The sequence below is a fragment of the Ruegeria faecimaris genome (assembly GCF_900182615.1).
GTDB classification, from domain to species: domain Bacteria; phylum Pseudomonadota; class Alphaproteobacteria; order Rhodobacterales; family Rhodobacteraceae; genus Ruegeria; species Ruegeria faecimaris.
The window spans coordinates 14,373-37,308 of sequence record NZ_FXTE01000013.1 but is presented as its reverse complement, the minus strand read 5'-3'; the positions used below and the strand labels follow the sequence as shown (position 1 = coordinate 37,308).

26 protein-coding genes and 1 pseudogene are annotated in these 22,936 nt (G+C 55.7%); 19 read left to right on the top strand and 8 right to left on the bottom strand.

Translation table 11 applies throughout. The features are described 5' to 3' along the window. Window positions 1-30: 30 nt before the first annotated feature. Window positions 31-771, top strand: coding sequence for an aspartate/glutamate racemase family protein (locus FN806_RS16560; protein WP_142639162.1), 741 nt, complete (start codon window positions 31-33; stop codon window positions 769-771). On the opposite strand, the gene FN806_RS16555 is transcribed toward FN806_RS16560, so the two are convergent. Then, on the bottom strand, window positions 772-1,302 hold the full coding sequence (locus FN806_RS16555) for a prolyl-tRNA synthetase associated domain-containing protein (RefSeq protein WP_142639160.1): 531 nt from the start codon (window positions 1,300-1,302) through the stop codon (window positions 772-774). 88 nt (window positions 1,303-1,390) lie between these two features. Between FN806_RS16555 and FN806_RS16550 the strand changes: the two genes are divergently transcribed. The 11 genes from FN806_RS16550 (at window position 1,391) to trmD (ending at window position 8,314) form a co-directional block, all read left to right on the top strand. Further along, complete coding sequence (locus FN806_RS16550; protein WP_142639158.1) at window positions 1,391-1,909, top strand: hypothetical protein; 519 nt, start codon at window positions 1,391-1,393, stop codon at window positions 1,907-1,909. Between the two features lie 161 nt (window positions 1,910-2,070). Then, window positions 2,071-3,567 (top strand): signal recognition particle protein, encoded by a 1,497-nt coding sequence (gene ffh / locus FN806_RS16545; RefSeq protein WP_142639156.1) that lies wholly within the window; start codon window positions 2,071-2,073, stop codon window positions 3,565-3,567. Beyond that, window positions 3,568-4,122 carry a GNAT family N-acetyltransferase gene (locus tag FN806_RS16540; protein ID WP_142639154.1) on the top strand — a complete coding sequence of 185 codons (555 nt, stop codon included), beginning with the start codon at window positions 3,568-3,570 and terminating at the stop codon, window positions 4,120-4,122. Further along, complete coding sequence (locus tag FN806_RS16535; protein ID WP_142639152.1) at window positions 4,119-4,670, top strand: GNAT family N-acetyltransferase; 552 nt, start codon at window positions 4,119-4,121, stop codon at window positions 4,668-4,670. The genes FN806_RS16540 and FN806_RS16535 overlap by 4 nt, the downstream gene beginning before the upstream one ends. Beyond that, entirely contained in the window at window positions 4,667-4,963 is a 297-nt protein-coding gene (locus tag FN806_RS16530) for a chorismate mutase (RefSeq protein ID WP_142639150.1), read from the top strand. Before FN806_RS16535 ends, FN806_RS16530 begins: the two co-directional genes overlap by 4 nt. Before the next feature lie 42 nt (window positions 4,964-5,005). After that, a complete protein-coding gene (gene rpsP, locus FN806_RS16525; RefSeq protein ID WP_142639148.1) occupies window positions 5,006-5,395 on the top strand; it encodes a 30S ribosomal protein S16 in 390 nt (129 codons plus the stop codon). 12 nt (window positions 5,396-5,407) lie between these two features. Continuing rightward, a complete protein-coding gene (gene bluB, locus FN806_RS16520) occupies window positions 5,408-6,043 on the top strand; it encodes a 5,6-dimethylbenzimidazole synthase (protein ID WP_142639146.1) in 636 nt (211 codons plus the stop codon). 4 nt (window positions 6,044-6,047) lie between these two features. Continuing rightward, complete coding sequence (locus tag FN806_RS20545; protein WP_185956731.1) at window positions 6,048-6,197, top strand: hypothetical protein; 150 nt, start codon at window positions 6,048-6,050, stop codon at window positions 6,195-6,197. Further along, window positions 6,190-6,693: a ribosome maturation factor RimM gene (rimM, locus tag FN806_RS16515; protein WP_142639298.1), complete on the top strand. Its 504-nt coding sequence runs from the start codon at window positions 6,190-6,192 to the stop codon at window positions 6,691-6,693. The genes FN806_RS20545 and rimM overlap by 8 nt, the downstream gene beginning before the upstream one ends. Beyond that, window positions 6,693-7,508, top strand: coding sequence for a hypothetical protein (locus FN806_RS16510; protein WP_142639144.1), 816 nt, complete (start codon window positions 6,693-6,695; stop codon window positions 7,506-7,508). The genes rimM and FN806_RS16510 overlap by 1 nt, the downstream gene beginning before the upstream one ends. Then, entirely contained in the window at window positions 7,505-8,314 is an 810-nt protein-coding gene (trmD, locus tag FN806_RS16505; RefSeq protein ID WP_142639142.1) for a tRNA (guanosine(37)-N1)-methyltransferase TrmD, read from the top strand. The genes FN806_RS16510 and trmD overlap by 4 nt, the downstream gene beginning before the upstream one ends. A 131-nt stretch (window positions 8,315-8,445) precedes the next feature. Here trmD and FN806_RS16500 read toward each other — a convergent pair whose 3' ends face one another. Then, window positions 8,446-9,249 carry a glycoside hydrolase family 25 protein gene (locus FN806_RS16500; protein ID WP_142639140.1) on the bottom strand — a complete coding sequence of 268 codons (804 nt, stop codon included), beginning with the start codon at window positions 9,247-9,249 and terminating at the stop codon, window positions 8,446-8,448. Window positions 9,250-9,630: 381 nt separating this feature from the next. Between FN806_RS16500 and rplS the strand changes: the two genes are divergently transcribed. Further along, on the top strand, window positions 9,631-10,014 hold the full coding sequence (gene rplS / locus FN806_RS16495) for a 50S ribosomal protein L19 (RefSeq protein ID WP_142639138.1): 384 nt from the start codon (window positions 9,631-9,633) through the stop codon (window positions 10,012-10,014). 11 nt (window positions 10,015-10,025) lie between these two features. After that, window positions 10,026-10,247, top strand: coding sequence for a 50S ribosomal protein L31 (gene rpmE, locus FN806_RS16490; RefSeq protein WP_142639136.1), 222 nt, complete (start codon window positions 10,026-10,028; stop codon window positions 10,245-10,247). 106 nt (window positions 10,248-10,353) lie between these two features. On the opposite strand, the gene FN806_RS16485 is transcribed toward rpmE, so the two are convergent. Both FN806_RS16485 and FN806_RS16480 read right to left on the bottom strand, forming a co-directional pair. Further along, complete coding sequence (locus tag FN806_RS16485; RefSeq protein WP_142639134.1) at window positions 10,354-11,940, bottom strand: MFS transporter; 1,587 nt, start codon at window positions 11,938-11,940, stop codon at window positions 10,354-10,356. A 79-nt stretch (window positions 11,941-12,019) separates the two neighbouring features. Next, a complete protein-coding gene (locus FN806_RS16480; RefSeq protein ID WP_142639132.1) occupies window positions 12,020-12,907 on the bottom strand; it encodes an AEC family transporter in 888 nt (295 codons plus the stop codon). A 211-nt stretch (window positions 12,908-13,118) separates the two neighbouring features. On the opposite strand from FN806_RS16480, the gene FN806_RS16475 reads away from it, so the two are divergent. Continuing rightward, window positions 13,119-13,928, top strand: coding sequence for a division plane positioning ATPase MipZ (locus FN806_RS16475; protein ID WP_142639130.1), 810 nt, complete (start codon window positions 13,119-13,121; stop codon window positions 13,926-13,928). A gap of 99 nt (window positions 13,929-14,027) precedes the next feature. On the opposite strand, the gene FN806_RS16470 is transcribed toward FN806_RS16475, so the two are convergent. From FN806_RS16470 to FN806_RS16455, 4 genes are all read right to left on the bottom strand, one after another. After that, on the bottom strand, window positions 14,028-14,657 hold the full coding sequence (locus FN806_RS16470; protein ID WP_142639128.1) for a putative glycolipid-binding domain-containing protein: 630 nt from the start codon (window positions 14,655-14,657) through the stop codon (window positions 14,028-14,030). A gap of 71 nt (window positions 14,658-14,728) precedes the next feature. Then, window positions 14,729-15,352: a class I SAM-dependent methyltransferase gene (locus FN806_RS16465; RefSeq protein WP_142639126.1), complete on the bottom strand. Its 624-nt coding sequence runs from the start codon at window positions 15,350-15,352 to the stop codon at window positions 14,729-14,731. A 37-nt stretch (window positions 15,353-15,389) separates the two neighbouring features. Beyond that, window positions 15,390-15,608, bottom strand: a complete 219-nt coding sequence (locus FN806_RS16460) for a helix-turn-helix transcriptional regulator (RefSeq protein ID WP_142639124.1) — start codon at window positions 15,606-15,608, stop codon at window positions 15,390-15,392. 3 nt (window positions 15,609-15,611) lie between these two features. After that, window positions 15,612-16,061: a hypothetical protein gene (locus FN806_RS16455; RefSeq protein WP_142639122.1), complete on the bottom strand. Its 450-nt coding sequence runs from the start codon at window positions 16,059-16,061 to the stop codon at window positions 15,612-15,614. A gap of 216 nt (window positions 16,062-16,277) precedes the next feature. Here FN806_RS16455 and FN806_RS20685 point away from each other — a divergent pair. From FN806_RS20685 to FN806_RS16435, 4 genes and pseudogenes are all read left to right on the top strand, one after another. Continuing rightward, a pseudogene (locus FN806_RS20685) lies at window positions 16,278-16,391 on the top strand (IS6 family transposase); the annotation flags it as partial. A gap of 480 nt (window positions 16,392-16,871) precedes the next feature. Continuing rightward, window positions 16,872-18,386, top strand: a complete 1,515-nt coding sequence (locus FN806_RS16445; protein ID WP_246097295.1) for a phosphate ABC transporter substrate-binding/OmpA family protein — start codon at window positions 16,872-16,874, stop codon at window positions 18,384-18,386. Between the two features lie 76 nt (window positions 18,387-18,462). Beyond that, on the top strand, window positions 18,463-19,503 hold the full coding sequence (locus FN806_RS16440; protein ID WP_142639118.1) for a hypothetical protein: 1,041 nt from the start codon (window positions 18,463-18,465) through the stop codon (window positions 19,501-19,503). Between the two features lie 298 nt (window positions 19,504-19,801). After that, the gene (locus tag FN806_RS16435) at window positions 19,802-22,078 is read left to right on the top strand and encodes a serine/threonine-protein kinase (protein ID WP_185956730.1); all 2,277 of its coding nucleotides are present in this window, start codon (window positions 19,802-19,804) and stop codon (window positions 22,076-22,078) included. The last annotated feature ends 858 nt before the right edge of the window (window positions 22,079-22,936 follow it).

Sequence of the window (22,936 nt, the reverse complement as noted above, 5' to 3'; positions counted from 1 at the left end):
GATACCAAATGGGCAGACTGGACGCACGCAATGAAAAAGATCGGCATTCTGGGCGGCGTGGGCTGGGCCTCGACCGTTGATTATTACCGCGCGATTGCCGAAGGCTCGGGGCGGTTTTTCGCCCAGCGCGGACATGGATCCACTCTGCCCATCCCACCCATGACCATCGAGTCCGTGACCCAGGCTAAAACCCGTGCCCTACGCGGCGTCGCTGGCGATGAGGGCAGTTGGACCGGATTTGATGCTGTATTTCGGGAAGCTTTGTTAACTCTTGAAGCCGCTGGCTGTGACTTTGGGATTATCGCCTCGAACACACCCCACGCGCGGCTGCATGCAATCCGACAGGGCGTTACGATGCCCATTCTCAGCATCTTCGATGCAACCGCCGAGGTTACGGCCTCGACAGACGCCACGCGCGCGCTGGTTCTGGGCACCACGGTAACGATGCAGGCGACGCACTATGCCAACAAGCTGGGCGAGATTGGCATCAGCGCAAACGCCCGCCTGCCCGAAAGCGAAATTGCAAAGATGCAAGCGATGATCGACGGTGATTTCTACGGCGGCGCGTCAGAAAGCGCCCGTGCGCGCCTGCTGGCCTTTTGTAACCGGCATGCCGAACACGGAACCGCAATCCTTCTGGCCTGTACGGAACTGCCGCTGGCCTTTCCCGATCATCTGGACGACCCTGTGTTCGAGGCTGACGGGCATCTGTTCATCAACCCGTCCGCTGCACATGTGGCCGCGGCCCTGGAGGAGGCGTTAGTGCCCTGATCAGGGCAGCCAGTTCACCGCGCATGTAATCCGATCGAAGAAGGCCATCAAATCAGCGCGCGAGATGGCAACTGTGCGGTCGTTGACCAAGGGATGCATGTTGATCACATCGGCCTGTTGTGCGGCAGCATCCATGTAAAAGCGTACATCATTCTGCACCCCGTTGATCATCGCCAGCGGGCTGACAGCCCCAGGGCGGATGCCGAGGTTTTGCAACAGCCGATCCGCCGAGCCAAAGGACAGGCTGCCGACACCCAGCTCGGCGCCCAGCGCCTTGAGGTCGATGTCGCGGCTCTGTTCCAGCGTCACCAGATAGTTCCGCTTTTTCTTATCGCGCAGATAGAGGTTCTTGAGGCGCAGGGTACGCTCACCCGGCACAAGAAACTGGTCTTCGACGCCTTTCGCATCCTCAACCGTGCGCAGCGGGATGTGGGTATGCAGCCTATAGGTCAGGCCCCACGCATCCAGCTGCGCCAACAGCCCATCGGAACTGAGCGGCAATGTGTCTTGAAAAGCGGATGATGCGTCCATGGGAACCTCCTGTCTGCCTCGCTCATCGCCCAACACGGGTACGATTTCAAGCCGAGACAAACCGCAAAACGGGTGCTAGCGTGCCGCCATGAAAGTGACGCGCAATTCCTCTAACCAGTTGATCCTTTCCGGTACCCCTTGGTTTATCGGCATCATGCTGGTCTTCTTCATTCTGGCATTTGTCGGCGCAGGCCTGTTCTTGGCCAGCGAAGGCGGTGAGGGCATCTTGTTCGGCATCTTCTTTGCACTGTTCGGCGGTGGAATGGGTTTTGGAGCATTCTGCGCATTTGTCCGTCGTGTTCAGGTCATCCTGGACCGAAAGGAAGACCGCATTATGATCCGCAGGCAGTCCGTTTTTGGCTATGAGACTGTCGAGCATGTGCTTTCAAACCTATCCCATGCGGAGATTGAAAGCACGATATCTAGAAGCGACAAGGGGTCATCCACCCTCTATCGCCCTGTGCTAATATTGGACAAGGGGATGAGCGCGGGACGTCATCCCATCGTCGAAGCGTTCTCGAACGGTCGTGGCGCGCATCGGCTGGTTGATGCGGTCAATAACTGGCTTCCTGCGCGCAAGGTTGACACCGCTAGCCGTTCAGCTTAAATCCCTGCCCAACATCCGGAAGCGTCTGATCTTCCGGTCCCTTGAGTCGTTCAGGGATCGCCCCCCACCAGCGAGTTTCGCCCGTGGGGGCAATTGTGTATTTAACCGGTGTTTCTTATCTGAGAAGCGCCACCAGATAACCGGCTAAGGAGGCCGCAGGCATGTTTGAAAATCTATCCGAACGCCTCTCTGGCGTCTTTGACCGGCTGACCAAACAGGGTGCGCTGTCTGAAGAGGACGTCAAGACCGCCCTGCGCGAAGTACGGGTTGCCTTGCTTGAGGCTGACGTCTCGCTGCCGGTCGCGCGTGAGTTCGTAAAGAAGGTGCAGGACCAAGCCACCGGACAAGCGGTGACCAAGTCGATCACCCCCGGCCAGCAGGTCGTCAAGATCGTGCATGACACGCTGGTTGACGTGCTGCGCGGTGAGCAAGACCCCGGTGCGCTCAAGATCGACAACCCGCCTGCCCCGATCCTGATGGTCGGTTTGCAGGGTTCGGGTAAGACGACAACCACCGGTAAGCTGGCCAAACGCCTGAAAGAGAAAGAGGGCAAGAAGGTCCTGATGGCCTCGCTGGATGTTTATCGCCCGGCGGCGATGGATCAGCTGGCCGTTCTGGGCACACAGATCGGCGTCGATACGCTGCCGATTGTTCCCGGACAGAAGCCCGTCGACATCGCCAAACGCGCCAAGCAGCAAGCGACGCTGGGTGGTTATGACGTCTATATGCTCGACACTGCGGGCCGTCTGCACATCGACGAAGTGCTGATGAACGAGGTCGAGCAGGTTCGCAACGCGGTCGACCCGCGCGAAACCCTGCTGGTCGTCGACGGTCTGACCGGTCAGGTCGCCGTTGAGGTCGCCGAGGAATTCGAAGCCAAGGTCGGTATCTCGGGCGTGGTTCTGACCCGTATGGATGGCGATGGGCGCGGCGGTGCGGCGCTGTCGATGCGCGCGGTCACCGGCAAACCGATCCGCTTTGTGGGCTTGGGCGAAAAGATGGACGCGCTTGAGACGTTCGAGCCGGACCGGATTGCAGGACGTATTCTGGGAATGGGCGACATCGTTGCCTTGGTCGAAAAGGCCCAGGAAACAATGGAGATCGAACAGACCGAGCGCATGATGAAGCGCATGGTCAAAGGTCAGTTCAACATGAACGACCTGAAGATGCAGCTGGAACAGATGATCCAGATGGGCGGCATGCAAGGCATGATGGGCATGATGCCCGGCATGGGCAAGATGGCCAAACAGGTCGAAGAATCGGGCATGGATGATAAGGTGCTCAAGCGCCAGATCGCCTTGATCCAATCCATGACCAAGCGTGAACGCGCCAACCCGCAACTGCTGCAAGCCAGCCGCAAGAAACGTATCGCGGCGGGTTCGGGTATGGAGGTCAGCGACCTCAACAAGCTGCTCAAGATGCACCGGCAGATGTCGGACATGATGAAGAAGATGGGCAAGATGGGCAAAGGCAAGATGCTGAAACAGGCCATGAAGGGCATGTTTGGCAAAGGCGGCCCCTCGCCAGAAGACATGGCGGCAGGCATGGACCCCAAGGCGCTGGAGCAGGCGGCCAAAGCGATGGGTGGCAAGATGCCCGGAATGGGCGGAGGCATGGCCCTGCCTCCGGGCCTCAGCGGATTTGGCAAAAAGAAGTAAATGACCGCCGCTGCACCTCATATCCCCCGGCTTGAAACCGAACGCCTGATCCTGCGCGCCCCGTGCGAGGACGATTTCAGCGCGCTGGAAGCATTCTTTGCCAGCGACGCATCGAAATTCGTCGGCGGTCCCAAACGTGCGGATGAGACATGGCGGACACTTGCCCTACTGCTGGGTCACTGGACCCTTCGCGGCTATGGGTATTGGGCGGTAGAGGAAAAAGGCGCCGGCAAATACATCGGCCATGTAGGGCTGTGGTTTCCGCATAGCTGGCCTGAGCCGGAAATCGGCTGGACACTGATGAGCAGCGCAACAGGCAAAGGATACGCGACCGAGGCGGCGCTCGCAGCACGGACATATGCCTATGACGTACTGGGCTGGGATACTGCTATTTCTCTGATCGACCCCGACAATCTGGCGAGCAGAGCCGTGGCCGATCGATTGGGTGCGCGGTTTGACAGCATCTATAAACACCCGGCCTATGGCGAGATGCAGGTTTGGCGGCATCCGGCTCCATCAGACCTTGAGAACGGTGGAGTGGAGGCATACGCATGACGACGTTCTCCATCCCGATCATCGAAACTGAACGCCTTGTTCTGCGGGCCCCGCATGCGGATGACTTGCCTGAGTTGACTGCCTTCTATGCATCCGAGCGCAGCCATATGGTTGGCGGTCCGCGGGATCAGGTGGGCAGCTGGAGCTCTCTGGCAACGCGTCTGGGTCACTGGGCGCTGAAAGGCTACGGCCTTTGGCATCTGACCGAGAATTCCAGCGGTCGCTTTGTTGGCGCGGTTGGCATCATTGATGTACCTGGCTGGGACGAACCCGAACTCGGCTGGACCCTGATGGACGGGGCGGAAGGCAAAGGTCTGGCTTTCGAGGCAGCCCTTGCAGCTCGCGACTATGCTGCGCGCCAACAGGGTTTGAATGGCGTCATCAGCTATATCGCGCATGAAAACACGCGCTCTCGTGCCTTGGCCGAGCGTATGGGGGCCAGCTTCGAGCGCGAAGGCGAAGTGATGGGCAAGCCCTGCCAGGTCTGGCGCCATCCCACGCTCGATTTATCCGAACCTGCTTTGACCACCGAAAGGACCGGCCAATGACCAATCCCGTGACTCAGGCTGCCGCGTTGCTCAAGGACCACCGCGAAAGCATCGATCGCTTGGACGCGATTCTGGTTTACACACTGGGCGAGCGGTTCAAGCACACACAAGCCGTTGGCAAACTGAAAGCGGCACACGACCTTCCCCCGTCCGATCCCACGCGCGAAGCTGCGCAGATCGCACGGTTAGAAGACCTGGCGAAAGAGGCCGATCTTGACCCCGATTTCGCCAAGGCTTTTCTGAATTTCATCATTCAGGAAGTCATCCGACACCATAAGAAACACCAGAATTGACCGGGCCGTTCCCGGCACACGCCATCTAAAGGAGATACCACCATGGCAATGAAAATTCGTCTCGCCCGCGGCGGCTCGAAAAAGCGTCCCTTCTACCGCATCGTGGCTGCCGACAGCCGCATGCCGCGCGACGGCCGTTTCATCGAAAAGCTGGGCACCTACAACCCGCTGCTGCCGAAAGACAACGAAGAGCGCGTTAAAATGGACATGGAGCGCATCCAGTACTGGCTGGACCAGGGCGCCCAGCCCACCGACCGGATCGCCCGCATGCTGGAAGCAGCCGGCGCCAAGGAAAAAGCTGAGCGTAGCAACCCCAACAAGGGTACCCCGGGCAAGAAAGCTCAGGAGCGCGCGGAAGAAAAAGCTGCAAAGGCCGCTGAAGCTGCCGAAGCTGCTGCTGCGCCTGCTGAAGAAGCAGCAGCAGAAGAGTAAGCAGGGCGGCGCGTGCGGGATCAGACCTTTACCGACGATTTTCGCACGCAGTTCGATCTGTTGCTGCGACTCCGGCGCGATGTGCGCCGGTTTCGCGACGAAGCTGTGGACGAGGCAGTGCTGACGCGCTGCCTCGACGCGTTTCGACTGGCACCTTCTGTGGGGCTAAGCGAGCCCTGGCGAGTGGTCCGTGTCGAAAGCACGGCCGCGCGCGAAGCGGCGCTAAAGAATTTTCAGGCTGCGAATGCCCAGGCCCTACAGGGATACTCGGGCGATAATGCGCGGCTGTATAGTCAGTTGAAGCTGACGGGAATGCAGGAAGCACCGGTGCAGCTGGCCGTGTTCTGCGACGATTCCACCGACAAGGGACGCGGTTTGGGTGCAGGTTCGATGCCCGAGATGCGGCGCTATTCCGTGGTCTCGGCTGTCACGTTGTTCTGGCTTGCGTTGCGGGCCGAAGGGATGGGGTTGGGATGGGTGTCTATTCTGGACCCCGAACAAATGGCGCGTGATCTGAACGTGTCGGATAGCTGGCGGTTGATCGGTTACTTCTGTGTCGGATGGCCCGAAGAGCACTCGGAAACCCCCGAGTTGCAGCAATCTGGCTGGGAATTCCGCGACAACAACCTGCTTGTGGAGGTACGATAGACGTATGTTCGGACTATTACGGCTTCCTATCCTGTTGATGATCGCCTTTATTGTGGGCGTGTTTTTCGAACGCTCGAACCAGCGCGAAGCGTGTGAGGCACGCGGGTTATGGCAAGACGGGCTATGTGTGACGGTGGATGGACCAAATGAATGACCTGATCTGCGTAGGAAGTGTTGCGGGCTCATACGGGGTGCGCGGCGAAGTGCGCCTGAAAAGCTATTGCGCGATCCCTGAGGATATCGAAGCCTATTCGCCGCTGACGGATGAGCAGGGCGCGGAACGCTATCCGCTGGTCCTGACTCGTCCGATCAAGAATGGCTTTGCCGCCAGATTGGGCGGAGTTGAAACCAAGGAACAGGCAGATGACCTGAAGGGGCTGCGCCTGTTTGCGCGGCGCGATCAGTTGCCTTCGCTACCTGATGACGAGTTCTACCACACAGATCTGATCGGGCTTGCGGTCTATGACACAGGGGGCGCGTTGCTGGGTCAGGTTAAATCTGTCCAGAACCACGGTGCAGCGGACCTGTTGGAATTGCACGGGCCGGGCCTGAATGCCACTGTTTTGCTACCGTTCACACTCGAGTCGGTTCCAACAGTTGATCTGGAACAGGGCCGCATCGTCGCCGACCCGCCCGAAGGGCTGATCTGATGCGTCGGGTCCTGCTGCATCTGGGCCTGCACAAAACTGGCACAACAGCGGCGCAATCCTTCCTCTATGAAAATCGCGAGCTGATTTGGCCGCATTTTGCGCTGGTCCTACCGTATCGCACCCGCAATTCCGGCCTGTCCCGCGCGGCCACCAACCATTCCGTCTATGGAACGGTGGGAACCCTCTCAGAGTTTGGCAGTCAGCTGCGCGAATTTCTGGACAGCCTGGATTTCGGCGACAAGCGGGGACTGATCCTGAGCGAAGAAAACTTCGCCGGCCTCAGGCCCAGCCGCAATATCGACCAAGGCTATGCTGCGGCCCCCGATCTGGCTGCCTGTCTGGTGGATTCAATTCGCCAGCGATTTTCAGGGCAAGAGGTTGAGATCACGATATACCTGTCTCTGCGCCAGCGCGGAGGCTGGTTGCGCAGTCTGTGGGCACATGATCTGGAACGGATGCGACAGGTTTTTGACTTTGAAACCTTTCGCGACAACCTGGACCACCTGCCGCCGCTGCAAGACACCGTCAGCCGCATCAGGGAAAAGCTGCCTTCCGTCTCTGTTACGACTGAATGGCTGGAAGATTTGCAACTGCGACGGCTTGGACCTGGCGACCCCTTTGCCGAATTTATGGACCTATCGCGTGACAAGGCCAACCTTCTGGTGCCTCCGACTCAGGTCAATACCCGGCTCCCCGAAGACGTCCTGTCCGAGTTGCTGGACCTGAACCGTTCGCGCCTGGACGAGGCGGCTCTGGTGGCGCAAAAGACTGCCGTGATTGAACGCGCGCAGACAGGCCTGATTGGTATATCATGACTGATACGTCCCCGAAATCTCATGGTCGCAAGGCGATCCGTCCTACGCTGAAACCGCGCGAACTGCTTACGCCCACGCCCGATTTGCATGGGGTGTGGAAGGCCAAGATCATCACCTTGTTTCCGTCGGCCTTTCCCGGAGTTCTTGGCGAAAGCCTGACTGGAAAAGCCCTGCAAGAAGGGTTGTGGCAGCTTGAAACCGTTGACCTGCGTCAGTTCGGTGTCGGCAAGCATCGCAATGTGGACGACACCCCGGCCGGCGGCGGAGCGGGGATGGTGTTGCGCTCTGATGTATTGGGCGAAGCAATCGAGCACACGATGACCGAGGCGCAAGGAAACTGGCCTCTGATCTACCTTAGCCCGCGCGGTCGCCGCATGGACCAGCGCATGATGCAGAACCTCGCGCGCTGTGATGGCATGACCCTGCTTTGTGGGCGGTTTGAAGGTGTTGATGAACGGGTGCTGGAGCATTACGGCGTCCAAGAGGTCTCGCTGGGGGATTTCGTGATGACCGGAGGCGAGATTGCCGCGCAAGCGCTGATCGACGCCACGGTGCGTCTGATCCCCGGCGTTCTGGGCAATCAGGCCTCGGCCGAAGAAGAGAGTTTTTCGTCGGGCCTGCTGGAGCACCCCCAGTACACCCGCCCGGCCGAATGGAAAGGCCGCCCAATCCCCGAGATTTTGATGTCAGGCCATCATGGTCGCATCGCCGAATGGCGTCACGATATGTCCGAACAGATCACCCGCGAACGGCGACCCGATCTGTGGGAGGCCTATCTGGGTGAACCGGAAGAGACGTCTGAATGACATCCCCCGTGTGATATGAGCCCCGCAACTGAGCGGTCCCGGCTGCAGAATTTTTCGGGGGGGAAGCGCGAATGCACGCTTGGTCACTTCGTCGTGGGCGACACCGTCGAAACCTATGGGGTGCCCAAAGTCTAAGGGCTACCAGATTTCCAGCGCGCCCAGATTTCCGGTGGCCCGTTGAAGACATTGATATCAACCCTCCCCTGAACACCGGGCACCAGCCCGGTGCCGGTGTATTGCCAGAGCCGCCACACCGCTTTGGGATACACATTTCGCGGATGACCGGCGACCGAACGCAACCAGAACTCAGTCTTGGGCAGCCGCCCGATATTCGTATCACCATAGAAATCCACCGTCGTATAGACGATCGGACGGCGCCCATAGTGGCGTTCGAGGATATCCAGGAACTGTTGAGCCTCGGCCCGGACCGTCGCACCATCGGGGCGCAAGGTGCAGGTCTTAGAATGCGGGGTCCACTCCATGTCCAGCACATGTGGCAGATCCGATCCCTTGGGTACGTTCTGGATGAACCAGCGGGCCTGTTCCCGCGCCGACCGGCAGAAATAGTAGTAATGATATGCCCCCCACGGCACGCCCGCAGCCTGCGCACCTTGCCGATGGCTGGCAAACATGGGGTCGGCGACATCGCCCCCTTCGGTCGCTTTGATAAAGACGAAACTAACGCCGGACTGCTTGGCGGTGCGCCAGTCTATCGCTCCTTGCCAGCGCGATACGTCCAGCCCGTGCACCGGGTAATGCCCCGGATGTCTCCCTTCCCATTCGTGGGGGTCTGCATCTGCAAAGGCTGGGAAGATCACAGAGGGCGGCGTAGCATCTGGAAACGACTGGGCCTCGACCAGTTGCGGCGGCGGGCTGCTGCGACCGCAGGACAGGGTCGCAAAGGCCATGACGGCGAGCATCAATGCGGTGCGCATGATCTAATCCTGTATCAAATGACTGCTCTTATAATTACGTCCAGTTTGCCTGATCAGCCCCGCAAGGCAATGGTTCTGTTTGCGTGCGGCGGAAACCCACCGTTTTCCCCGCCTTGCATGGCGATTTAGGCTTGATCCCTGCCCCCGATGCCCGTAAATGACCGCAATCCGGTGCCGCAACTTCGCGACTCCGGTGTTTTGGTTTGCATCATGTCGTGACGCCCGGCTTTCTTCAGCCACGGCGCGGCGGGCAGGCCAGAGACCAAGTGAACATTCGATCTGACCTCTGGCGGGCTGTACGCAGGACCCGGTGAAGACCAAGAGCTCTCAGGCCGTGCCCAAACTTCGTGGACCAACCACGAGCAGATAGGAGAACCTGCGATGGACCTGATCGCACAGCTTGAGGCGGAACAGATTGCCGCCCTGGGGAAAGACATCCCTGATTTCAAAGCCGGTGACACCATTCGTGTCGGCTTTAAAGTGACCGAAGGGTCGCGCACCCGTGTTCAGAACTACGAAGGCGTCTGCATCGCCCGTAAAGGTGGCAACACCATCGCCGGTGCGTTCACCGTGCGTAAGATTTCCTTTGGTGAAGGCGTGGAGCGTGTGTTCCCGCTGTATTCAACCAATATCGACAGCATCACCGTTGTCCGCCGTGGCCGCGTTCGTCGCGCCAAACTGTATTATCTGCGCACTCGTCGCGGTAAATCCGCACGTATCGCAGAGGTCACCAACTACAAGCCCAAAGCTGGCGCCGAAGCGTAAGGAACGGAAAGATGAAAAAAGACATCCATCCCGATTATCACGTCATCGACGTCAAAATGACCGATGGCACCATAGTTCAGATGAAATCCACCTGGGGCTCCGAAGGCGATCAGCTGGCTCTGGAAATCGACCCCTCCGTGCACCCCGCATGGACCGGTGGCGGCGCGCGTCTGATGGACGCCGGTGGCCGTGTGTCGAAGTTCAAAAAGAAATACGAAGGTCTGGGCTTCTAAGCCTGACCCGTTTCGAATGCGAAAGGCCGCCCTTCTGGGCGGCCTTTTTCGTTTTACCCGAAACCTCTGACACCGCCCTGACAAGAAACGGGTCAGGATCAATCCCTCAGGGTTTCGTCGCGCGTGTCAGATCCGCCGCGCTGTGCACCGGGGGCACAGGGCCGCGCAGCAACATCAACCCCAGCGTCACGCCGATCAGCGCCGCAATCGCCGTCACCATCATGGCGCTGTCAAAAGCGTTGTCCTGCAGGTCGCGCAAAGCCTTTGACAGAGCACTTCCCGACGTCGGATCCATGCCGGCGATCAGTTGCTGGATTTGACTGGGCGTTCCGTGGGTCAGCGCATGAGCCAGATCATCGCGGGGGGCCGAGCCGGCCGGTAACGCGTCGATCACTTCGGTAAGACCCCGACGAGAGGTGATGGCTTCGGCAAGCCCGCAGACCACAGCCCCCAACGTAGCCCCGAAATAGAGGCAGGCATTGATTACACCTGATCCTTGCCCCACATGCTCATCAGGCAAAAGCCGCAACCCAAGACGCGGTAGCAGCGAGAAACAGATACCAAGACCAATGCCGACGATCATCAACTTCCACCAGATCTGCGCATATTGAGTGGGAACTGTAATCGTGGTCAGCAACAAAAACCCAGCGGCCATTGCGCCCAGCCCGATCACAACAGGCCATTGAAAGCTGTAGGGCGCAAGAAATCGGGGCGCGATGACCGAGATCGCGAACATGCTTAGGCTCAACGGCATAATCGCAAGCCCAGCCCCGACAGACGTGTATCCGAATGTATCAGGCGATTGGACGAATGTGTTGAAGTAGACGAAAAAACCAAACAGCATAAAGCCGGTAAGGAACATCCCCGCTGCCGCCATGAAATAGCGCGGATGAAGGAAATAGCGCAGCTCGACCAACGGATCTTCACTGCGGCGCGAAGCCAGCACAAGGCCGACCATGGCCAGCATGGCCACACCCAACGGCACCAGCGTCAACGGTGCCTGCCATCCTCCACTTTCCCCATTGCTCAGGGCAAATGACAGCGGCCCCAGAAACAGCACAAGAGCCACAGCGCCGAGATAATCGAACCGGGCACCGGCCAGTCGCGTGTTCGGTACATAGTTCCGTTTTCTCACGGTCAAGCCAATGATAAACGCGGTGGTCAGCAGGATCAGATCGGTGGCGAATACGGCTCTCCAACTGATGTAATGGGCGAATGCGCCGCCAAGGATAGGGCCGATCCCGATCGACAGTCCGACGATGGCGCCCCATGCTCCGGTAACGCTGGCGCGTTTTTCCTCCGGGGTCGCTGCCGTCAACAAGGGCAACGACGTGCCAAACAGCGCTGCGGCCCCTGCCCCCTGCGCCCCACGGCCAAACAGCATCATCGCCCCGTCCTGCGCGAACAAGGCCGAGGCAGAGCCTATGGCAAAAACGATCATGCCAACCAGAAACACGCCCAGCTTGCCCGTGATATCACCCAGCCGACTGATAATCGTCACCAACGTGGCACTGACCACGGTATAGATGGCCATGACCCATTGCAGGTCCGAAGGCGACAGATCGAACTCATTCTTAAGATCAGGCAGGATGGTCGCAACCGCCGTGGAATTGAAGCCAACAACAACCATGCAAATCGCCGTCATGACCAATACAACGCGTGCGCCGACATCAGATGAATTCGTTTGTAACATCAAATACGTCCTAAAATACGGGCGGCGACTATGGAGCGCCACACCGACAGCTTAGCAGGAATGTGCAAACCGCCTAGCCTTAGATCCAGTAGGACAGCGCCAGCGGCAAAGCGATGATCGTTGTCAGGGTCGAAACCAGTATGAACCCGGCAACATCGGGGCCGTATTCCGGCACATGCTGGTCTATGAACAGATAGGTCGCCACCGATGACGGCATCAAACAGCACAGGATCACCGCGCCGCGCTCAGCGCCTGTAAAGCCGAAGGCCCAGACCAACCCGCTGGCGATTGCAACTGCCATCACCAGGTGCAAAGCGGTCAGCGTCACCGCACGCCCAAGGCGGTTGACCCGAAGGCTGGCCAATGTGTGGCCCAATGTCAGCAGCATCAGCGGGATGGAAAGCCCACCCAGGATATCGAATGACTTCGCAACAGGCTGAGGCAGGCTATAGCCGCTGGCCATCAGCACCAGCGATAGGACCACCGCATATATGATCGGCGAGGTGGCGAGCTTTCTGGGCGAAAACTCTTTGGCTGGTATCCACATCCCTACAGTGAAGATGCTGACAAGAACGACCACTACAAAAGCCATCGTATAGGCCATCCCCGCATCGCCTAACGCAAGCAAGGTGATTGGCAATCCGATATTGCCCACATTCCCATGCATCAGAGGCGTCAGAAAGGCCCGCGCCGGTAGGCGCATAACCTTCAGCGCCGCAAATCCCAGAACACCAAACCCGGCAATCGCCAAAACCGCAGCGGCCATCACGTCCAGAAACGTTCCAACAGCGATCTTTGTGGCCGACAGATGAGAGATGATCAGTGTGGGATATCCAACCCGCGAAACGATCGCGCCAATTACCTTGTTGTCAAAGGGCGTTTTGGTCAACGCCAGTACATACCCAGCCCCGGCACAGATCAGCACCGGCAGCACCACATTCAGTACGTTCAGAAACAGATGCTCCAAGCCATGTCTTTCTCACAGTCCTTAAGCCTGGAGATTGAAACATAGTCCTGGCTTTCGCAAGTCAGCGGTCTGTGGGCAGGCTGAGATTTCCGCAACACCGCCTTTTTATGCCGCCATACATTGCTTCGGGTTCTTCCCTTCCCGCTTTCCACAACATATAGTGGCCTGCAACAACGTGTACGCAAACACGGTGAGACTTGGGAATACAGGCATGGCACATATTATCGTAGTGGGGAACGAGAAGGGCGGCGCGGGCAAATCGACTGTGTCCATGCATGTGGCCACCGCACTCGCCCGCCTGGGTCACAAGGTCAGCACCCTGGATCTGGACCTGCGGCAACGCAGCTTGGGACGGTATTTCGAGAACCGGAATAGCTTTCTGAAAAGCGCGGACCTGACCCTTCCCAGCCCCCGCCACCATGACCTGCCCGAGATTGATGCAAGCACGCTGAAACCGGGAGAAAACATCTATGACCACCGCCTCTCAGCGGCCGTGTCCGAGCTGGAAAGCGATAGCGATTTCATCCTGATCGACTGCCCCGGCTCTCATACCCGTCTCAGCCAGGTGGCGCATTCGCTGGCTGATACGCTGATCACTCCCCTGAACGACAGTTTTATCGATTTTGACCTGCTGGCACGCATCGATTCAAAGGGTGAGAAAATTCTGGGCCCGTCGGTCTATTCCGAGATGGTCTGGAACGCACGCCAGCTGCGCGCGCAAGCCGGCCTGAAGCCCATCGACTGGGTCGTTGTGCGCAACCGCGTCGGTACCCAACGCATGGTCAACAAGGAAAAGATGCAGCGCGCGATCGAGATGCTGTCGCAGCGGATCGGCTTCCGGGTTGCTTCGGGCTTTTCCGAACGCGTTATTTTCCGAGAGCTGTTCCCGCGCGGGCTGACCCTATTGGACCTCAAGGATATCGGGATCAAACAGCTGAACATTTCGAACATCGCAGCACGTCAGGAATTGCGCGACATGATGAAAGAGCTGAACCTGCCGGGTGTTGAGATCGATTTTTAGAAGCTTTTTACGACGGGTAGACGGACTATACTGCCGCTCACCTGGAAAAACGAAAGTCCGTTTCTGGCAATCGTTTTAGCTTTAGAGCCCTTGTTGGGCCTAAGCTATCACTGCTTTCCAATACTCAGGGTAAACTCGAACGAAACCAAATCCATCGACAGTCAAATTTGCTTCGTATCCACTATTGATCGAAGTGTACCTATAGGTATTCTCGTTCAGCCGCTCATATCGTTGCTTCAGCGGTTTGAATGTCCAGGTTTCATCATCCAACCAAACAGCAGTGAACTCTGCCTGATCTCCAATCCCTAGCTGGAGTCGCTTGATCGCATTCGTGTTCGTGTTCGTGGCCGGTGTAAACCCAAGATCGATGTCGAGCAATTCATCAACAGCATCCACAACTTTGTCATTCGAGGTCCATGTACCATCGTCTTGCTTCACTAAAACAAGATCAACCCTATCTGCCCCAATCCAACGCTGTACGGTGGCGGCGCTACACACCCATTCGTCATTACAGGTCACGGAATAAGCTATTCTGACAGGAGAATTTTCAACTACGTAGACAGCCATGCCCGAGATTACGCGAGACGTTCCGTTACGGTTAACCGAACAGGCTTCTGTGCCCACGACATCAATCCGTCGCCACATTGTACTTCGCATCATCGCCTCAACCATCGCTATTGCTTTGCTTGCCCCATAGCGGACATTCATGCGTGTATCAGCATAGGTCAATCAGGGCTCTCTCCAGCCGTTCTCGGCGGCGTGCATGAACGGCTGGGTCAGTGTTGTCAGATGTCGAACGACTAACCGCTGTTCCTTGCGATGATGAAAGCAGTCGAACCCGTTTCGGGACGCCACTTTTGTTCAATTTCGAACCCATGAGCTTGCATACGCTCTACAAGGATTTCTTGCGTCAGGGCGCGGATCTTGGGCAATAGGCCGATGGTCCCGAGAGCTGGTATGACGAACTTCTCGAGACCTTCCAGGCAGACCGTCGAGCTGAAGAACAGGCCACCTTCCTTCAAGGAACTACGAACACGGTCCAGTGTCGCGTCAAGATCCAGTACCAAGTGCAGGATCGACATAGCCAGTACGGCATCATACTGTTGACCCTTCGCCGGAATAGGCCAGCACTCGAACGCGCTAACTTCAAAGTTGATGTTCTTGCTACCCTGCGCGTCGGCTTTTTCCCGGGCGATTGAGATCATTTCGGATGAATAGTCGATGGCGTCGATATGGGCGACTTTTGGGGCGTGAATGAGCGCCGTCGTACCTGTGCCACAGCCAAATTCCAGGATGCGGTCTTGGGGGGACAGGTGTCTTGCAGTTATGTCCAGTTTGTATTCATAGGCGGCTTGGTTTTGGACCGGACGGCGGGCATAGGATCTCGCCATCAGATTCCAGAACCGGGTGGGTTTGATGAACATATCTAATCCTTTGGTAGGGTGCAGCAGACGCGATGATTTAGCTGGCGTCTTGGATGTCGAAGACTTTTTCGAGGGGCTTGTCGAATACACGAGAAATCAAGATCGCCAGTTCGAGCGTTGGTGAATATTTGGCGTTTTCAATGGCAACGATGGTTTGTCGGGTGACTCCAACCTTTTCGGCGAGTTCTTTTTGCGTCATTTCATCTGCGTCAAAGCGTAGACGTCTAATATTGTTGGTGATCCTGAGTTTGCCCATGGATCAGTACCCCCGCCGATAGCTAGCAAATTTGACAATATCTGCTGACAGGGATCCGAAGGCCATTCCGAAATAAATGATGTTGAAGCCAGTGAGCGCTGATGCGTTGAGAGCCATGGCGACGACAGCTGAGATAAAACCCGCACCGGCGAAGATAATGATGGCGTAGCTGCCTCGGCGCTCGAACATCTTGTCACGTTCATCAACGACGAAGCTGGGTTTGGGTTCGTGTGTAACAATCGCAAACCCAATGTTGAACAGTATGGTGCCGATGATGGTGGCCACGACGCCCAAGGGGATCAGCCAGATCACCATGCGGGCCCAGTTGTTTACAGCGTCTGGGCCATCAAACAATCCAGAGGCATTCATATCCAGAAGCCGTGAAACAACAAATGCACTAACGGCGAGGTTCACGAAGATCGAGACGACCGTATTGCGATCTTGGTAGGTCATTTCTGAAATCCTTTCTGGACAAATCACTTCTAGTGAGTCGATTATTACTTACATCTTGTATGAAATATTATACCTAGTGTCAAAAATAATGTACTTCACTATCGAAGCGTAGTTGCAGCTTGTGCTCGATGAAGGGCATCTACGCCTTCAACTGGAGCGCTGCGCGTTTGCGACTGGGTCCAAAGGTTGTGTGCCAACTTCTTCACCGCCAATTGTTTCGCTTCAGCAGCGGCAACTTTGGACGGCATCGAAGTCCCTCACATAATCCGCAAGGGGCAATTCACACCCGGATTCTGTCCGTTTCGGCAGTTCGCCGAGCTCGCGGCCTAACTCACGAGCGATTGCTGAAACCGCTCGGCAGGTTCAGAACTTTGCAACAGAACCGTTCGAGTGCCCGAAATAGTTAAGAATCACCTGGGTCAAAGGCTGCGAATGCGTGGCAAGAAAGGTATGAGGTTCGTTCTGGGAAATCTCAGGGAAAACCTGAGCCCCTAAAATCACGACTCAATTCGACGTTGAATCGCGTCAGCTTCGGATACAAGCTAAGAAAGAGCGCCAACTGTGGTCAGAATCTGCCTCAAACGTGTCCATAAGTGGGGGGAAGCAAGGCAATTTTATGTATCCCCGCTGCAGCCTTGACTAAACTTCCCGCTTACCGCTACGTCATTAAGAAATTATGAAGGTTGTATCAGTTTTTGCGAAACAACCTTGAGTAAAACGAGAATCAATAATCAGAAGTTTGAGGTTAGGAAAATGTTAAATCGGGTCCTGAAAACTACCTCTGGTGCGTTGATGTTGTCCGTCGCGACCATGGCAAACGCTGAAACTGTTCAGTTGAACAGTTTAGACGGCGGAATGACTCTGACCGGAGAGCTAATAGATTTTGATGGCGCCAATTACGAACTCCGAACGGTGGTTGGTACAATCACGGTTGACGCTTTCAAAGTTGAATGCATTGGCGAAGCCTGCCCCAGTCGGAACGAAGGTCCAGTCGAATATGGCATTTCAGGTTCTTCTCGCCTGGTCGATGTCTTATTCGCCGATCTTACGACGCAATTCGGTGAGGAGATTGGCGGCACTGCTTTGCGCTCTGAGGAAGAAGGTGTTGATAAGCTACTGCTCCGCAACGAACTAGGCGAGTTTTTGGCCGAAGTCTCCTTGATGGGTGGTGACTCCGCAGACGGGATCAAACAACTGGTCGATGGAAACTCAGCACTGGCAGTGACCACACGCCCGGCTCAACCCGACGAGCTGGCAAGCGCATCGCAGGCTGGACTCGGGGATATCACCTCGAGTGAAAACGAGAAAATTTTTGCGCTGGACGGTCTAGTTGTTATTACATCGCAAAGTAACCAACTGCGGGCAGTCGCCGAACAGGATCTAGCGCGAATATTTTCCGGAGCCATTTCCAACTGGAGCCAGATTGGTGGGCCCGATGCCCCGATCCAGCTTTACATGCGAGTGCCTGAAAGCGGAACTGCGTTGGTTTTCAATGACCTGATCATGAACCCCGTGGGCGCAACATACGCGAGCGATACAAGCTTTTTCGAAACAGACACGGAATTGGTTGCAGCAGTTGCTTCTGATCCGCTTGGCATCGGAATTACCAGCCTCGCAAGTGCTGATGAGGCCAAGGTTCTTGCAATTCGCGGTGTTTGTGGAATTCAGGTTCCAGCGACACCTTTCACCATCAAGACAGAAGAATACCCGCTTAGCCGACGCTTGTATGCATATACCGGCAAAACTGCGCCAGCACAGTTGAACCGCTTCATGCAATTCCTCGAAAGCGAAAAGGCGCAAGAGACAATTGATGCTTCGGGCTTTGTGTCACTTGGGGAATCCCTGCAAGGCCCCAATGAGCAGGGACTACGCTATCTTGGCGCAGTTATGCCAACCGATGCAGAGGTTACTCTGAAACAGTTGCAGGAAATGTCGGCTGAGCTGTCGGGTGCCGACCGTAGTTCTATAACCTTTCGGTTTGCATTCGGATCCTCTCGCCTGGATACGCGGGCACAGGACGACATAAGGCGCCTTGCTTCGTTGCTTGCCAAGGAAGAAACCACAAACAAAGAACTTCTTTTGATCGGATACACAGACTCTGTCGGTGCTGGCGGATCCAACCGGTCACTCAGTCAGCAGCGTGCCAAACAAGTTAGCAATGCGTTGCTACAAGCAGCGCCTACCAACAGCCTGGACGGGTTAACCATCCGAACTCTGGGTTATGGTGAGATCTCGCCGCTAAGTTGCAACGACACTGAGAATGGTCGCCGTATCAACCGCCGAGTGGAAGTCTGGTTGCGAGACGTTGTCACCACATCCCAGTAGCGAAGCGCCAACTCAGCTTCGGAACGGGAATACAACGGTCAGTGACCAAGACGATAATTCAATGGAGTAACGTCGTATGAGAATGCTCGCAGTATTGGCCAATGTTTTCCTACTGCAATTGTCAGGGGCGGCTGTCGCGCAGGAAGACCCATACAAATCCGCAGTAGACAGCTGGCTCAATGGTAGCGAGGCCGTAGGCCTGCAAGGTTTGTCGGAAGCGGCCAGTCAGGGGAACACGTCGGCGCAAATGATCCTTGGTCAGATCGATCGCGATACTGTACCTGGAGGATTTTCCGATTACTTGATCAATCATCAGGCACGAGACCAGCTTCTTCGTGCACCGGATCCCGATAAGGGAACCGTAAACTGGTTGCTTGCTCTGAGCAATCCTGCCCTACAAAAACACGGCGAGGCCATCTTTGGATATCGGGTTGGTCGTCAGCCAATCAGCAATGCGATAGCACTGCAAACTCATGGTGAGATTGAAGGCGCCGAGTATGTATTGTGGAATACACTGAATAACGGCCGCTTTGATCTGATCAATTCCATGCCTTCAGAAAACTACGGCCTGTCCGAAGCCGGTTTTCTCAAGTGGATCGAAGCTTATATGGCGCGGGAAAACAAGGCGATCACGATGCGGGCCTTTGTGGAAGAATCCAATCCCAAACGTGTTTCGGGGTTGTTGGGTCTCAAACGACTGGCACGGCTGTTGAACCTCAATCAGCATTTTTCCGACGAAGCCAACCAGTTCACGACAGTGATGCTGGGCCGGGGCTCGGACTTACCTGAAAGTGTCGATTTGGTTCGATTGAACGAAAGCATTTCCCGCATCAGTGAAACCGATAAATACTTGAACATCGTAAAACGCTACTGCGACTCATGCGAAGGTGAAACAGTAGACTACGATTGCGTGGTTCAGGCTCTGGAAATCATAGGTGGCTACAAGACGCTGATGTCCATCCGCACCCCAGTTGAGGGGTCAATTGACCAGGCTACATTCATGAATTCTAATCGTTCGGTCGAAATCTTCGCGCAGTTGGTAAACAACATGCGCCGCCACTACTCTCGTGGCATTCGATCGTCTTGCATTGCCGCTAATCTGAAAGCCAAGATCTAACATATAGCTAAAACAAGGTTTGATTGAGATTATCACATGTTTGAAGGCGTCGTAAACCTTTGCAAAATAGCTTAACCGTTCAATGGTTCCAGTTCCGGTAAAGCAAAAGTAAAACGTTTGTATGTACTGACTTCCTACGCTGACCAACTTGGATCGAACAGTGTGCATACTGGAAATCACGAAACAAACGGACTCGCGTAAAGAGTGTGTATAACTGAGAAACGTTTTGTGATTGGAAATTGGATAATTCCTGATGTGCAAGGGACGATAACGGACGGGACGAGGCATGGGCAACGTAATGAAACTAGTAACGACTGGTGATGAAGATACGGGTCAGATGATCGGAGCCTCTTCCGCAGATGATCTCCCTGCCGGCGCCCGGTTGTTGCATGGTCAGTACAAAATTGACCACTACCTGAACAGCGGCGGCTTCGGCATTACCTATCTGGCCAATGACAGTCTCAACCGCAAGGTGGTCATCAAAGAGTGTTTTCCAGCCATGTTCGCGCGCCGACAGAATCTGCTGGTGAAGGCTCGTGTGCAAAAACACAAAGAAGATCTTCGCCAGATTGTGCGGCACTTCATCAACGAAGCACAGCGCCTGGCAACTATGGATCACCCCAATATCGTTGGCGTGCACCAAGTCTTTGAGGACAATGACACCGCCTATATGGCACTGGACTTCGTTGAAGGCCCGGATCTTTTGGACGCAATCGACGACGCTGAAACCCAGCTGGACGAAGCCGATGTCATGTCGATCCTGCGGCAGATTCTGGATGCGGTCGCATTTATGCACAAGCAAGGGATGTTGCATCGGGACATATCGCCTGACAACATTCTGGTCGGACCAAACAAGATACCTGTATTGATTGATTTTGGTGCTGCGCGCGAGCAAAATAGGAAAACAAACCGAGTTTTTTCTGCCTTACGCGCAGTCAAGGATGGCTATTCCCCACAGGAATTTTATGTCACTGACGGCGTGCAAGGACCGTTTAGCGACCTCTATTCCTTGGCGGCAACATTCTATCATGTGATCACCGGAGAGCGCGCGCCAGACAGCCAGACTCGGGTCTCTGCGATTGCCGAGCAAAAGCCCGATCCTTGCAAACCTTTGCAGGGGCGCTTTGATAAGTATGATGACGTCTTTCTCGAAGCGCTCGACAAGGCTATGTCGGCGATGCCAAAGGATCGCTTTCAAACCGCTGATGAGTGGCTCGAGGCGATAGATCACTTGACCGAACCGACCGCCGTTGAACAGGATGTTAGAGTTGCGGTCTCTTCATCCGGCGGAATCAACCGTGTCGCAATAACCGGCGGGCTGCTGGCATTTGGAGTTGTAGGTGCCGTAGTCGGCGTGCTGGCCATCGGAGCATTTTCACCATCCTCCGAGCCACAAGCAACGCAAGAGGACGTTTTGGCTGCCGAAGCTGAAGCCCGCGCCCAAGCTGAGATCGAAGCAGCGGCGACAGCAGAAGCAATCGCAGATGCCACCGCACGGGTCGCAGAAGCCGAGGCACGACTGGCCCAAGCCGAAGCCCGCGCGCAGGCAGAGACCATAGCGCGTGCTGAGGCCGAAGCCGCAGCTCAGGCAGCGGCTCAGGCCGAAGCCGAAGCCCGCGCCAAAGCGGCAACCGAATCGGAAGCTCGTGCACAGGCTGAGGCCGAAGCGGCTGCTCAGGCGGCGGCCCAAGCCGAAGCCGAAGCACGTGCTAAAGCCGCTGTCGAGGCAGAAGCACGCGCGCAAGCCGAGGTTGAAGCGGCCGCCAAAGCCGCGGCAGAGGCAGAAGCCCGCGCGCAGGCCGAAGTCGAAGCGGCAGCCAAAGCCGCAGCAGAAGCGCAAGCCCGAGCACAGGCTGAGATCGAAGCAGTCGCAATGGCGATGGCAGAGGCAGAATCGCGCGCGCAGGCTAACGATGAAGTTGCTGCTAAAGTGAGCACTGGCGACACAGATCAGGCGAATGTCGAAGCTGATACTACCACTCAAATCGTTCAGGATTTAGGGCCGACTTCAGTGAAATCTGAATGGAAGGTTCTTCTGCCTTTTGTAGCGTCGGCGGATAGTCCCGATACTGTGGAATACGTCGCTAGCGAGGCCCCGGTTTGGGTTCACGCGGGGCTGCGTATTGACTCTGTCAATGGGATTGAAATCAATGATCTGAACTCCATCGCTGCCGTTCTACTTCAATCTGGGGCTACTCCTTCCCAAGAGGGAACCATGGATGTGACCATCGGGCTTTCAAACCCAAGAGACGGTGTAGAAGTGCGGGACGTTACACTGGGTGTCGTACAAGACACGACCTTGTCGAATGGCGTCGTTTTTCAAACTCAATATGCAGAGAATGGAAAATGGGTTACGAGCGTGGTTCATGTCCCAGAAGATGTAGGCCCAGGCACAACTCTGAAACCGAACGACCAGCTGACAGCATATTTTCCGACAGATGAAAATATCGATGGGCAAGATACGATTGCCGATCTTCTGCGAGCAGGTTTGAATGACGGCCAGACTGACTTCAAGTTCACGGTCAGAAGAGGCACTTCTTTGTGGCTGGCGGACTTGCACTACGTGGGCAAGTAATAGAGAGATCATGGCTGAACGCAGTATGCGAGTTGACCACGCCACATTGAATAGGTGGGTTGTGAAAAAGCATAACACTGGTTCTAGTCTTTCGAAAAGTTTGCGACACTACTGTCTGGGCGTACGTAACAGACAAAGATAACGAAACCGGTATGTTTCATTTCACCCTATATGGTGAAAGTGAGCCAAAGTTCTCTGAACAAGCCGGTGTTCTAAGCAGCGGTATGGTTACTCGTCGGTTGTTTCTGTGAACCAACGGTATTTAATTTCAGTAGGACAATATGGCTCGCAGAGATGAAAAGCGCATATATAGAATATGAACGTTGGATGAACGGTATTTCCATGCGAAAAGATGGCTTGGCTTTATTGTTTGGAAGCCTCTCGGTATCAGGTCCGGATACTAGAGACTCAGGAACTGAAAATGCAGTGTTTTCAGTTTCCTACCAGAGAAATTCGGAATGCAGGTGCTGGGCAATTGCCGCCTTTGGTCCTCACGGAAAAACCTTCTTGGCCTCTTAACCTTGGTTTGGTCCATCAATCAGTACTCGAAGCCAACAACGTGGGTTCGTTTCAAACAGATCAAAAGGACTTCGATAATCTTGCAATTTACATAACTCAATCAGAGGCTTTCTCCACAGAAAGAAGTCTACTGTTTCTGTCAGATTGAAGGTTTGATCTTATCCAGCAACCGTTCAGTTTTACACCACCACCGAAGGCCTACTTCCCGCCAGAGATGTTTTTCACCGCGATCACAAAGCGTACAAAGCGGTCATTCGAGCGGAAAATACCAGGGGCATGTTTGTCCGCACAGCAGACATCGACCACCACTTCTGATCGTTTGAACCATACAAAAACTGT